Below are 13194 nucleotides of genomic sequence, written 5' to 3'. Positions count from 1 at the left end.
GCGGGTCGACGCGACCGAATCCGGCGGAATCCACTGCATGCGAGGACGACTCAGCCAACTGTAATCGACTGTACGACACAGTAATTCACCAGGCTAGCCGTCGATGTTCCTCCTACCGAGGACAGTAGAACGTGTTTCACTGCGGCGCAAGCGCAGACATGGACGCGGGGTACACGTGGACTCACGTCACAGACAGATCATCGGTTGAAATTGGTGGAGCACGGACACATACTCGGCTCGTGGTGAAAAGCCTTGGTAGCGAGACGAACTCGGAGTGGACTGCGGACGAGATCCCCGACTTGTCCGGTAAGACAGCCATTGTCACAGGTGCGAATGCCGGCCTAGGGTTCGAAACCGCACGCATACTGGCCGCACGCGGAGCCTTCGTTGTCCTGGCGTGCCGCAATCCATCGAAGGCAGCGGACGCCGCCGAACGGATACTCGTCTCGAGTCCTTCCGCGAACCTCCAGGTGGTCGCCTTGGATCTGAGTTCGCTGGAGTCGGTTCGGGCAGCTGCTGAATCGATTAGCGCACAATGCGATCGAATCGACCTTCTCATCAATAACGCGGGCACGGCAAACATCCGGCGTGAGGTCAGCTCGGACGGCTTCGAACTGACCCTCGCCACCAACCACCTCGGCCCCTTCGCCTTCACCGGGTTGCTGCTGGACCGCGTGATAGCGACACCTGGAGCCCGCATCATCACAGTCAGCAGCCGAACTCACGCCCGGGGCGTCCTCGAATTCGACGATCTCCATTTCACTCGTCGGCCATACACCTTGACCACGGCATACGCTCAATCCAAACTCGCCGGACTGCTGTTCACCCACGAACTCCACCGGCGGCTCGCAGGCACCGACACCATCGCCGCGGCAGCACACCCTGGAACGGCGATCACGGAGTTCGTCCAGAACATGAGCCGCCCGGTGCGGGTCATCAGCACTGTTACCCAGATGCTCGCCGCTTGGGCGACGCTACCGGGACGCGACCCCCTGGCGATAGGGGTCAACACCGCCGCACAGGGCGCGTTGACCACCTTGCGCGCAGCCGCTGACCCACAGGTGCGCGGCGGCGAGTTCTACGGTCCGCACCAGGGCGCGAAAGGCCATCCCGTTCGTGTCGAACCCGCACCCAATGCCCACGACAAGGCAGCCCAACAACGATTGTGGAGCGAATCCGAACGATTGACCGGCGTGCGATACCCGGCCGGAGCCGACAGGTCATGATCCGACGGCGCGTAGCGCGAATGCTGCGCCCGTCCAGTTTTGCTGTGCTGCTTGATATTTGGTGTGGTCGAGGTGCATTCTCGGTGATCGTGGCCGACGCTGTGGCGGCCCGTCCGGATCAGGCCGTGGCGCCTTCGGAATCCCGGCTCATCAGGACCCCGGTCACACATCAACTCACCGGGCAGGGTGAAGATGACGAGGTTGAACAATGCCGAGGTCCGGGCCGCGGGGGCGGATAGGTGGGCCAGGGCCAGCGGCGACAGCAGTAGCCCGGACAGCGCCGCGGCGGCAGTGGGGGCAGTGGGGGCAGTGGGGGCAGTGGGGGCAGTGGGGGCAGTGGGGGCAGCGACATTGACACCATCGCCACCAGTGGTTTGCCGGGCGGGCCGTGATGATCGGACAGGTAGGTGCGTTCAGCGCTGCCGAGACCAGGCCGATCCCGACACTGACACCGAATCATCGTGGCACACAATGTAAGTCGGCACCGGATTCATGCGCGAGATCGGCCTGCGACACATGCCGGTCGGGGATCCCCGACCGCCTCTGCTGCCACTCGAGAACCATGGACGCGAGGCGCTGCGCACACTGCTCGACACCATAGAAAAGGGAGAGCGGAACCAAGGAAGTCACGTGAACTGAAGTAACGAGAGAGCCGCCCGATCCGGGCGGCTCTCTCGACGTCGGCACAGTGCTTCGCGAACGCCCGGCCGGTCGGTCGAGGTCCCGGACCGCATCGGCATCACTGCGGCGATGTGGTCACGTCGAGGTGTGCGACAGTCGAATCATTGGCAGTCAGTAGTTTTCGGGCAGCCCGCGCTGGTTGGGCAGGACGTACTCGAACTCCGTGAGCACCTGTCGAAGAAACCCGCGGGCCTGTCGCTGATCCGATGTCGTTGCGTCGTAAATGGTTTCGATCACCGGTTGCAGCTGTCGACCGGAATCGACGACCAGGCGCACGAGACCTTGTTCGGCGCAGCGCGTCAGCGCGGGCTCCAGGATCTTCGCAGCCTCGGCCGTCCGGTTGGCGGCTGCCAAGCAGCACCCGTACAAGAGTTCGGCAGTCAATTCTCCATCAGGTACTCCCGATGGCATAGTGGCGACCCGAGATCTGATCGATGTACGTGCCCGGATGGTCGCGCCCCCGCAGCGACATCGACGCCAGTTGCAGCGCGGCCGCCCATCCTTCGGTCGACTCGCATAGCCGCTCGATCTCCGCGGCCGCCAGGGTCAGCCCGCTCTTATCCGTGAGGAACGTTGCGGTTTCCTCCTCGTCGAATCGTAGTGCGGACTCGTCGATCTCGACGAGTTCGTCGCGAACCCGCGTGCGCCCCAGTGGAAGTCCGGTGCGACTACGACTGGTGACGATCACCCGCAGGTGATGACAGCCGTGGTCGAGACGAACTCCATCGCCGCCACGGTCCACGAAGGTGTCCCCCGGACCGTCGATGGTGCCAGTCCAACTGGTGGATCTGGCACACAGCGTTTCGTATGCTCGTTGTTAGCACGTGGGGAGGGTCGTCAGCGCTGGGCCTGATGGTCCAGCAAGGGAGGAAGGTCCCCACGAATGGACAGTCGTGAGGTTTCGGGCATGGCGCGGGACTGGTCGGCAGCCTTGGTCGATTGCGGTGGCGTGTCGACATCTGTGCCGCACGACATCCGCCGGTTGACGACAAGATGGATCGCCGAGCTGGAAGCTGCCTTGTCGGCTGAGTCGTTCGACCCGTCACCCGCATGCCGAGTCGGGGTCGAGATGGTCCGGTCGAACCTGACGGTCCCCGCCATGATGACCCAGACCGGGACGGTGCTGGCCGGTTTGCTGGAGCGGTCACGGCGGCCGGATCGAGCGCAGCGGTTCGGCGCGCTCTTGGGCGAGCTGGGCCGTGGCTACACCACCGAGCTGCTGAACGTCCACGCCCGCGGCCAGGAGGCCGCCGAGCAACGCTTTCGCGTGGTGTTCGACAACGCCGCCGTAGCCATCGCGCTCTACGACAGCTACGGCATCACGCTCGAGGCCAATCCCACGACTGCACGGATGGTCGGTATAGATCAGGAGGATCTGCCGGGGGTATCCGCTCTGGACTTGATGCACCCCGACGACCGCGACAAGCTGCGCCACGCGGTCATTGGTCTACTCAAGCGCGGACACGGCACCGCGCACTTGGACGGCCGCTTCTGTCGCCCCGACGGCAGTGTCTGCTGGGGTGCATGGACGATGACGCTGGTGCACGACGCGGGCGGACGGGATGTGCGCGTGCTCGCCGTCGGGGAGGACATCACCGAGCGGCGGGCTATGCAGCAGAAACTGTGGTGGCAGGCCCGTCACGACCCGTTGACGGGCCTGCCGAATCGTCATTGCTTGCTGGAGCAGTTGGAGGCCATTGTCGCGGCGGCCCATCCCGCCGATCACATCGGTTTGTGCTTCCTCGATCTCGACGAGTTCAAGCTGATCAACGACCACTATGGCCACCGCACGGGAGACATCGTGCTGGCCGAGGTCGGCCGCAGGCTCGACGCGACCCTGACCTCGCCAACGGTCACGCTGGCCCGCATCGGAGGAGACGAGTTCGTCGCGCTGCTCGCACCGCCCTGCGACGACGACGCGGCCCATGCGGCCGCCGAGAGCATGCTCGCCGTGCTGCGAGACCCGGTTCCAGTCGGTCCCAGCGATTTGCTGTCGATGTCGGCCAGTGTCGGCGCTGTCGTCACCCCGGTTGCCGGCGCGAATGCCGAAAAGCTCTTGGACGCGGCCGATGTCGGCCTGTACCGCGCCAAGGCCGCCGGCCGCGGCACCTGGGTACTGCACCGCGCCGACAACGGCCCGCAACCAGGCAGTAGGTCATGGCCCAGCAGCGGCGCGGGCAGCCAGTATCGATAGCGAGCCCACCCTGCTCGGCCCTGCGCGCTCCCGACCCGCACGCCAGGGGTGGCAACGCCCACCGACAACTCCCGGACAACCCTCATCCGAAGGGAACAAGATCAGGAGCAGAGCCTGGGCGCGATTCGGCTCATATCGGCTGGTGACGGGGCCGACCACGACCAGATCCGATGTCAGCTCGGCCTGGGGCTCTCCGGACTATCCCCGGATCCGGCTGGGCTGGCGGAACCATCGCGAGAAGGCGCTGAGTTCGGAGAAACCGAGTTCGGTGGCGATGTCGCTGAGGCTGCTGAGGATGTGGGCGATCACGCTGCCGCCGCTGACGGCGACCTGGTCTTCGTGCCCACGCTGCCCGGCGTGGATCCGCGCGGCTGCGCCCTGTCGAGCATCATCAGCAACAAAACGTTCCTGAACGGCATCGCCGATCTGATCGCGCGGTCCGGCGATCCCGAAGGTGCGCTCGCCCGCAGTCTCCGTGCCGCGGCCGCGCTCGCCGGCCGCACCGATACCCCCATGCCCACCCGGCTGGTGCTGTCGGGGCATTCCGCCGGCGGCGACGCCGTCTTTCATATCGCCTCCCAGCTGGTGAGTTCGGAGGTGCCGAACACGCCGCGGCTGACCGGGCTCGTCCAACTGGACCCGGTGCGCGGCATCGACGCCTCGGTGACCGACGACGCGCTTGCCACCCTCGCCGCGACCGATCTGCCGATCGAGGTGGTCGCGACGCCTGCGTCGCTGTGCAACAACTTCGGGTCCGGCGTCGCCGACACCCGCCGGTACCTGACGGGCCGATACCTCGGAATCGAACTCACCAGCGGCAGCCACGCCGACGCCCTGGGCACCGGCGACGCGACCGTCGCGGCCGCGGCCGGGCTGCTGTGCGGGAGGATCACTGCGGGCAATGTCGCACTCACGCGAGAGTTCGCGACCGCGTGGATATGCGATGACCTCACCGGCGGTGTGAGTCCCGAATTCCGGCCCGGCAGTGCGGATTACGACGCACTGTCAGCAGCGGGGGTGCTGCGGACCGTGACCGGAATGTGAACCCGAACAACCGATTCCGCCGCCCGGGAATCGCACAACTGACTCGGGCAGCCGGCGGCAGGCGCGAGAGACCAGCAGCGCCGCTCGAACAGCGCGCGGCGAGATCGTTCTCCCCCGTTCGCGTCTGCACTGCGGACCATTCGGGCGGCACCGCTCAGTCCGGCCGGACTGCGCCGCGGGTATCGGGCGTGTGGATCGCCTTTGGACCCGGCAGTGCGCATAATCTGCGCGGTCGCGCCATTGGCCAGCTGCCGCAGGATTGGCCAGCGTCGATCGTGCTTCCGCGCGGGCGGCGGCCTCGCTGATGGAACCGTCGTCCACTGTGTCGGCCACACAGACAATCTCGGCAACGGCGGCTCACGCAGTGCACAACGGGGCGAGCAGATCGAGGCCGCCGGTCGTCGGTGATGTCAGGTACCAGCAGCCATCCTCGCCCGCGGTCGAGATGGCAGCGCGGATCTCGCGCCACTGCGTCGCCTCCAGCGCCGTGGTCCGCGAGAGCACGAATCCCGACAAGCGATTGGGATCGGTGACCAGGGCCCAGGAATAGTCGTCGCCGAGCGCGGTGACGATGTAATTGGGCGGCCCATATCGCGCTTCCTGAGTCGGTACGCCCGGGAAACTGACATGGAATTGCGCGTTCGTCATCGGATCGGTGACCGTGGCGGTACCACGGATCTCGTTCCGGGCACCGGACCACGTCGTGCACGAATTGTGTACCGAGACATCGCCATACTCATCGAGCGCGTACTCCGCGCGGGTGTCCCTGGCGCAGACGACGTTGAAATACTGTGGCACCGCGGCCAACTGATACCAGGTGCCCAGGTAACGGCTCAGATCGAGTTCCGCAACCGGCGCCGGTGGTTCGGCGTGCGTGGCGGCCGTGGGACCGATACCGGTACAGGGGGTCCAGAATGCCTCGGCCACAGCGAGAGCCGACGAAAGGCTGCGCACTCGGTTCCGATTCATGATCTCTCTCCTTCAGCGGTGTAGTCGTCTGTCGATGTCGAGGGTTCGATCAGCGCACGGCTGCCGGTTTGGGCTCCCCTTCCGGACTGTGGTCGCAGTGCTGGACCGTGGGCCACCAGATTCGGTCGCCGAGAACGGCGAACAGCGCCGGGACAGCCACGGTCCGCACGACGAAGGTGTCGAGCAGGATGCCGATGCCGACCACGATGCCCAGCTGAGTGAGCGTGATCAGGGGTAGCACCCCCAGCACGCAGAACACCGCGGCCAGCACCACACCGGCACTGGTGATCACCGCGCCGGTCGACGCGACCGCGCGCACCATTCCCTCGACGGTTCCGTGCTGCTCGGCTTCCTCCCGCGCACGGACCGCCAGGAAGATGGTGTAGTCCACACCCAGGGCGACCAGGAACAAGAAGCCGAACAGCGGCACGTTGGTGTCCAACGCGGGAAAACCGAAGACATGGTCGCTGACCATGCTGCCCAGGCCCAACGCCGCGAGGGCGCTGACGACGGTGACGGTCACCAGGACCAGCGCGGCTGGGAGGGCGCGCAGCAGGACGAGCAGCACCGCCAGGATGACGGCCAGTATCAGCGGAATGACCAGCGCCTGATCGCGTCGGGCCGCATTCCGGGTATCGAGCGCCTGCGCGTCCGAACCGCCCACTTGTGCTTGCGAATCGGGTATCGCGCGCAGTTCACCGCGCAGCTGCTCGATGGTCGCGAAGGCTTGTCCGGAGGCGGGAGGAGCGTCCAGCACAACCGACCACCGTGTCAGACCGGTACCGGACTCCCCGGTGACGCGTGCTCGTGACACGCCCGCGCTGTGGTCGAGGACCTGCTGCACCGTGGCGGCCGTATCGGTTGTCGCCAGCACGATTGCGGGGTCGGAGGTCCCGGACGGGAAGTGCGCGGCCAGGCTGTGCAATCCGTCCACCGATTCCGCGCGCACCCGGAATTGCTCGGTCTGGGCAAGCCCGACCTTCGTGACCAGCAGCCCGCTCGCGCACAGCAGCAGCAGCGCCAGCACGGGCACCGCGACTGCCGCCGGCCGCGCGACCACTCGCCGGGCAACGCTGTACCACGCGCCCGCCTGCGCTTCGTCGCGGCCGTCCACTCGGGGAACGAAGGGCCAGAACACCTTTCGGCCACACAGCGCCAGCGCGGGTGGGAGCGCGAACAGCACGAAAACCAATGCCACCAGCAGCCCGGCGGCCGCGAAAGCGCCGAGGCTGCGGGTGTTGGGGAGTACCGCGAGCAGCAGGGTCAGCAACGCGATGACCACCGTGGCGTTACTGGCGAGAATCGCGGGCGCGGCACGGCGCACCGCGGCGCGCAGCGCGTCCCGATGCGAGTCGTTGTGGTGCAGCTCGTCTCGGTACCGCGAGACCAGCAACAGGGCGTAATTGGTGCCCGCCCCGAAGACGAGCACACTGGTGATCCCGCTGGTGGAGCCGTCGAAAGCGAGCCCGGTCAACGGGGACAACCCCGTACCGACCGCCGTCGCCACCCGGTCTGCCAGGGCGACCACCGACAACGGAACAAGCCACAGCACCGGTGAGCGGTAGGTGGCGATCAGCAGCACCATCACCACCAGCGCGGTCACCACCAACAGCAGCACATTCGCGCCGGCGAACGATTCGGCGATGTCGGCGCCGAAGGCCGGGCCGCCGGTGACTTGGAAGACCAGCTGCGGCGGCGCGTCCCGCTGGGCCAGCGCGCGCAGACTCTTGACCCGATCCGACAACGCGAACCCGTCGAGCGCCGCCGGCACCTGCACCGACACCAGCGCCGCCTGGCGATCCGGTGAGACCACCGCGGGGTCGCGGTCACCAGTGTTGGAGCGCATGCGATCGGCGGCGGCATCGACGGCCGCGAGATCCTGCGCACCGAGTGCGCTTCCGTCCGCGCGAGTGGCGACGAGCACCACAGCGGCGGTGTCACCGCCGGGGAACTGTCCGGCCGCCGCGCCGACCCGCGCGGACTCCGCGGAATCCGGCAACGATTTCGGACCCTGCCCGGAACTGTCGTTGCTCCCGGCCAGACCCATGATCAGGACACCCGCCGCGACCACCGCGAGCAGTACGACCCACGCCCTGCGCCCAGCGACCAGGTTCGCGTAGCGATCAACCAATCCCATAGGAAAACTATTTCAGATTCTTAAATATCAGGCAATCCCTCACGCTCCGATGGCATTAGGCTTGAACTCCAGACCACGAAGGAGAAAGCGGTGACCGACCACCTGGCCAACCCGTCCGCGCCTGGCACCGAGCGTTCCGAGCTCGAGACCGTGATCGCCCGCGACGTCCGCGCCCTCGCCGCGGTATCCGAGCAGATCGGGCACGCATTCGCCCGCTCACACGAACTGCGCCCCAACGACTTCCGCGCCCTTGTCCACGTGGCCACCGCCGAAGCCGAGGGCGCACCGCTCACCGCGGGACGGCTGGGCGGACTCACCGGCGTCTCACCCGCGGCAATCACCTACCTCGTCGAGCGCATGATCGAGTCCGGACACCTCGAGCGCGCCATCGACACCGCAGACCGCCGACGCGTCAAACTCCACTACACCGACCACGGAATGGCGGTCGCCGCGGCGTTCTTCATGCCTCTGGCGAATCGAATGCGCGAGGCGCTGTCTCCGCTATCGGACACCGAGCTCGAAACGACTCACGCTGCGATGCTCCGAATCATCACCGCGCTGCGCGAGTTCGCCACCGAGCTCGACACCAGGGCCGAACCCTCACCTCCCGAGCCGACCGCCGCCGAGTCCGACATCGAACGGGGCGACTGGAATCCCCGGCCTGCCCGACAGTAAGCCTCCGCCACCCGCAGCCCGGAGCACAAACGCAACCTGATCGCTGACGACAGCTCCCGCCGGGTGGATCGCTCAGACTCCTGTCCGCCCGGCCCCGCCACGACATCACCGGTGAAAGACCGGCACGGGAGTTCACCCACCGGGCTTGTTGGGCTAGCAGTAGCATCAGCCGAATCTCGGCCGGATGCGGGTCGTCGAGTTCGTCGGACATCTCGCGGGCTTAAAGCGTTTGCAGATCGGTGAGGGCGGGCGGCCGCCGACTCGTCCTCGAGCGCGAGGGAGAGCGGCGTGAGAGCGCGCTGATTCAGAACGCGAATTCGACTGCGGACCGCAACGAGCTCGCCAGTCCCGCGCTGGTCATTTCTAGTGCGGCTTCCTCGGTGGGCGCGGCCGCGCCGGTGATGATCACCAATCCGCGCCCGTCGATCTGTCGCTCGGCGACCAGTTGGTACCAGCAGGGTTCGCACACCAGGCCGCCGGTGTGGAGACCTCCGGATCGGGGCGATGATCTGTACGTTGCTGCGCTGGGCGTCGATCACGACGCGCCAGCTCGGCACGGGGGCAGCGTCGAAATCGAGATCGATCATCGGCCGCGCCCCCCGCGCGCGGACCGCGGATTCGAGTCCGTCACCGGAGACGAGCACGCCATCCGCGGCGATCTGGGCGACCCGGAAGCGGACGAGCAGCATCAGAACTGGTTCGCCGGCGATGATCCCCGTCAGTACATCGGCGTCGGTCGATGTTGGGGCTGTCTGTCGCTCGTGGTGATCGGCGCGGCCGGTGTGAGGATGGCGGCGATGGGCCCTTTTGGGCACAGCCTTTGGGCCCGCGGGCCGGTGACGATCGGCCGCAGTACACCGCACCCCGAAATCCATACGGTGAGATCAAGATCGGCCGCATCGAAACCACACCGCCGGGAGATGGCAATGACTGAGCAGGAATTCGACAAACCGCACCGACTGGTCTCGGCGGGCGTGGTGGTCGGCGTTGACGGTTCGCCGGGATCGGAGATCGCCGTGCGCTGGGCGGCCGCCCTGGCCGCGAGCCGTGGCCGTCGGCTCCATCTGATCCACGGCCTGGACCTGGCGCGCACCGTCGCGGTGGCGGGACCGTACGGGGTCGTGACGCCGGACGCGATCGAGGCCCTGCGGGCGAAGGGGCAGACCATGCTCCGCAGTGCCCGCGACCTTGTGCTCGCCGAATACCCGGACCTGCCGGTGGCCGGATACCTGGTCAACGATTCTGCCGCGGGAGCGCTGGCCGACCTCAGCGAGCGGGCGTATGCCGTGATCCTGGGCGCGACCGGAAACACCGGAACCCTCGGGCATCTAGGCTCGACACTGCTGGCGGTGACCGCCCACGCCGCCGGCACCGTGATCGTGGTGCGCCCGGATCCCGAGGCGGACGACGCTGTCCACAGCACCGGACCGGTAGTAGTCGGCATCGACTGCGGCCCGGTCAGCGAACCCGCCATCGCGGCCGCCTTCGCCGAGGCGTCCGAGCGCGGCGCGGACCTGGTGGCCGTGCATGTCTGGAGCGACTGGCGCGCAGGCCTGTTCGCCGGCGAGGACCTGACGCCGTCGCTCGGCGACGTCGAAGCCGTCGAGGAGTCGATGCTCGCCGAGCGCCTGGCCGGCTGGCAGGAGAAATTCCCCGACGTGAACGTGATCCGCCGCGTCTACGTAACCTCCCCGGCCGCCCAACTCCAACAGTGGTCCGAGCGAGCACAACTGGTCGTGATCGGCAACCGCGGTCGCGGCGGCTTCCTGGGCCTGCTGCTCGGCTCCACCGCGCACTCGCTGGTCCAGCACGCGCACTCCCCGGTCATGGTCGTGCACGCGCACGAATGAGCAGTCGAAGCCGAGCGGACACCACCCCGCTCGGCTTCAGCTACGGCCTGTCAACGCGACGTGGTTAAAGGCGGGTGGCAGGCAGCGCTGACCGGTCTGAGTTACGTGGACCCCACCGACATCGGCCCGGTGGTCGAGCAGGCGTTGACCAGCAAGGGCAGAACGTCAGCGCCTGAAGTCCGTATCGAGATCCACGCCTGGTCGAGGCTCACGTTCTCGATGTGCTGATCGCAGACGCTGCAGGCGCGGATCGAGGTGGCACCCCATACGTCGGGGTCGAGGTCGTCGAGGTCGATGCCCTGCGTGCACGGTCGATGCGTTATGACGGAAACGGTGGTCGCAGTTTGTGGTTTCCGTAGAGGGCGCGGGTGCTCACCGTGCTGCGCCGCAGGTTGGGGCATCGGGTGATCTCGTAGGGGAACAAATGCAGGCGGTAGGAAGTGTAGGGAGTGAACTCCTCGAGGCTGCGCATAGAGATCGGTGACGACCGGACCCGTTTTCCGACGTGCGGGGCCTCGAGGCATACGGAGTAGTGACGGCGGACAGAACCATCAGTCTCGACTGTCTCGAAACCATGGTTCAGGGACGGAACCTGCTCTCCCACGCCGCAACCGCATCGATCCCTGCATCACGTGCCGGCTTTCCGGGCAGCGGTCTCGGGTGACCGCCTAGTAGTGGTGGGGAACGGCGAGCATTTTCAGTGTCGTCACCCAGCCCGCCACCAGGACTGCGGTCGCCACGACAGCGGTTGGCAGCGAGCGTGTCAGCACGGTCAAGCCCAGGAAGAAGACCGCGCACGCTACCGCTGCCAGCGCCGTGCCGGTGTGATCCGCGCTCGTCGTATTCGAGGTCCGATTACGTGAGTTGATGATCATGACACATGAAGTACCCAGCCGGGTCCTTTATTAAACCGTGATTCGGCTCCCATCTGAGAAATTGCGGTATATCACCTGGTAGAGCGGTTAAAATCAGTACAGGCGCAACCTCCAGAGGCTGTGCTGTTGTGAGTATTTCAGTATTTCGGTTTCGAATCATTTAGACGTGGGTAAAAGATATTTACGGCCCTTTGGGCGCGTCTCTTTCGATGGAATTCAATATGGCTATTGACGACACGATACGTACCGATAACACGAAACGCTCAGCGTCGAGCAGCGATTCCTACGACAACCTCGAACCCTGGTTCGACAAGCTCGCGGGCATGCAGGCGGGCACCGCGGACCGGATCCGCCTGCGTGAGGAGATCATCGCCCTGGCGATGCCGATGGGCGAGCACATCGCACGCCGCTATACCGGGCGCGGAGTGGAGTACGAGGACCTGGCCCAGGTCGCTGCTCTTGGGGTGGTGTTGGCGGTCGACCGCTTCGATCCCGGCCGCGGCGCGACGTTCATCGGGTTTGCGGTCCCCACCATCATGGGCGAGGTCAAACGGTATTTCCGTGACAGCACCTGGGCGGTGCGGGTGCCCCGCGCTGTCAAGGACACCCAGCAGCGCGTGAGTGTCGCGATCCCGCAGCTGTTCCAACGACTGGGCCGCAACCCAACCGCCCGCGAGCTCGCCGAGCATTTACTGCTCGACCCGGCCGAGATCACCCAGGCACTGATCGCCAACAACGCCTATCGCGCCGATTCTCTCGACACCTCCGAGCCCGCCGAGGATGACCAGGCCCCATCTTCGCCGATCACCTCGCTGGGTCGAACCGATCCCGGATACGGGTTGATCGAGGATTCGCTCACCGTCGGCCCGCTGCTGGCTGCGATGCCCACCCGCGACAGGGCGGTGCTGACCCTGCGTTACGGCCACAACCACACCCAAGCTCAGATCGCCCGCGAGCTCGGGGTTTCCCAGATGCATGTCTCGCGGATGCTGACACGAATCCTGTCCCAGCTACACAGCAAAGCCCTGCCACCCGTCGAGGCCGCATAGTCGAGGCCGCATAATGGATGGCCTGACCACCCACGCCCTGCCGAGCCGGCGCGTCACACAGCACCGCGATACCGGCTCGCTGGTTCGGCGCGAGCCAGGTTCTTATGGGATCAACGCCGATATCGAGCACCGGTCCGGCTGGCGCCTCATGCAGACAAGTTCGGGTCTTCGCCACCGGCAATGGCAGTAGAACCGACGCCGTCGATGCCCACTCGGTCGCGATCGCCGCGGTGCACGCACCCAATCTTCGCCGCGCCCACGCCGACCCCGAACTCCTCGCCCTCGGGCCGCTCACCAACCGGCGCGACGAACTCGGCCGGTTGCGCACCCAAACGGTCAACCGTGCCCACCCGCTGATGCTGGACCTGCCGCCCGGCGGCGCCAAACATTCTTGTCCGCCATGCAGGCGCGCGCACTGCTGACACAAGTCACCGCCACCGCTGCACATCATGGCCATCGTCCAACTACGCCATCCCACCGCGGGCGCGTCTACT

Annotated in this window: 12 protein-coding genes; 6 read left to right on the top strand and 6 right to left on the bottom strand. The window is 66.5% G+C overall.

Annotation, left to right across the window (positions count from 1 at the left end):
• Positions 1-239: 239 nt before the first annotated feature.
• Positions 240-1226, top strand: a complete 987-nt coding sequence (locus tag ACFYTS_RS17730) for an oxidoreductase (protein WP_387305366.1) — start codon at positions 240-242, stop codon at positions 1224-1226.
• Positions 1227-2018: 792 nt separating this feature from the next.
• Here the strand turns inward: ACFYTS_RS17730 and ACFYTS_RS17725 are convergent.
• Entirely contained in the window at positions 2019-2261 is a 243-nt protein-coding gene (locus ACFYTS_RS17725; RefSeq protein ID WP_387305364.1) for a hypothetical protein, read from the bottom strand.
• A 37-nt stretch (positions 2262-2298) separates the two neighbouring features.
• On the bottom strand, positions 2299-2649 hold the full coding sequence (locus tag ACFYTS_RS17720) for a hypothetical protein (protein WP_387305361.1): 351 nt from the start codon (positions 2647-2649) through the stop codon (positions 2299-2301).
• A 141-nt stretch (positions 2650-2790) separates the two neighbouring features.
• Here ACFYTS_RS17720 and ACFYTS_RS17715 point away from each other — a divergent pair, with 141 nt between their 5' ends.
• Both ACFYTS_RS17715 and ACFYTS_RS17710 read left to right on the top strand, forming a co-directional pair.
• On the top strand, positions 2791-4101 hold the full coding sequence (locus ACFYTS_RS17715; protein ID WP_387305358.1) for a diguanylate cyclase domain-containing protein: 1311 nt from the start codon (positions 2791-2793) through the stop codon (positions 4099-4101).
• Positions 4102-4398: 297 nt separating this feature from the next.
• Positions 4399-5145, top strand: coding sequence for a hypothetical protein (locus ACFYTS_RS17710; protein WP_387305356.1), 747 nt, complete (start codon positions 4399-4401; stop codon positions 5143-5145).
• Between the two features lie 357 nt (positions 5146-5502).
• Here ACFYTS_RS17710 and ACFYTS_RS17705 read toward each other — a convergent pair whose 3' ends face one another.
• Positions 5503-6114: a lipocalin family protein gene (locus ACFYTS_RS17705; protein WP_387305354.1), complete on the bottom strand. Its 612-nt coding sequence runs from the start codon at positions 6112-6114 to the stop codon at positions 5503-5505.
• 49 nt (positions 6115-6163) lie between these two features.
• The gene (locus ACFYTS_RS17700; RefSeq protein ID WP_387305351.1) at positions 6164-8251 is read right to left on the bottom strand and encodes an MMPL family transporter; all 2088 of its coding nucleotides are present in this window, start codon (positions 8249-8251) and stop codon (positions 6164-6166) included.
• Between the two features lie 90 nt (positions 8252-8341).
• Here ACFYTS_RS17700 and ACFYTS_RS17695 point away from each other — a divergent pair, with 90 nt between their 5' ends.
• Complete coding sequence (locus tag ACFYTS_RS17695; protein ID WP_357277085.1) at positions 8342-8926, top strand: MarR family winged helix-turn-helix transcriptional regulator; 585 nt, start codon at positions 8342-8344, stop codon at positions 8924-8926.
• 239 nt (positions 8927-9165) lie between these two features.
• A complete protein-coding gene (locus ACFYTS_RS17690) occupies positions 9166-10776 on the top strand; it encodes a universal stress protein (protein WP_387305347.1) in 1611 nt (536 codons plus the stop codon).
• A 668-nt stretch (positions 10777-11444) separates the two neighbouring features.
• Here ACFYTS_RS17690 and ACFYTS_RS17685 read toward each other — a convergent pair.
• Positions 11445-11651 (bottom strand): hypothetical protein, encoded by a 207-nt coding sequence (locus ACFYTS_RS17685; RefSeq protein ID WP_357277089.1) that lies wholly within the window; start codon positions 11649-11651, stop codon positions 11445-11447.
• 191 nt (positions 11652-11842) lie between these two features.
• Between ACFYTS_RS17685 and ACFYTS_RS17680 the strand changes: the two genes are divergently transcribed.
• Complete coding sequence (locus ACFYTS_RS17680) at positions 11843-12700, top strand: SigB/SigF/SigG family RNA polymerase sigma factor (RefSeq protein ID WP_387305344.1); 858 nt, start codon at positions 11843-11845, stop codon at positions 12698-12700.
• A gap of 146 nt (positions 12701-12846) precedes the next feature.
• On the opposite strand, the gene ACFYTS_RS17675 is transcribed toward ACFYTS_RS17680, so the two are convergent.
• A complete protein-coding gene (locus ACFYTS_RS17675) occupies positions 12847-13050 on the bottom strand; it encodes a hypothetical protein (protein ID WP_387305341.1) in 204 nt (67 codons plus the stop codon).
• Positions 13051-13194 lie beyond the last annotated feature (144 nt).

This window comes from Nocardia sp. NPDC004151 (assembly GCF_042874235.1).
GTDB lineage: Bacteria > Actinomycetota > Actinomycetes > Mycobacteriales > Mycobacteriaceae > Nocardia.
The sequence above is the reverse complement of the archived record's forward strand: the minus strand, read 5'-3'. Positions and strand labels throughout refer to the sequence as shown.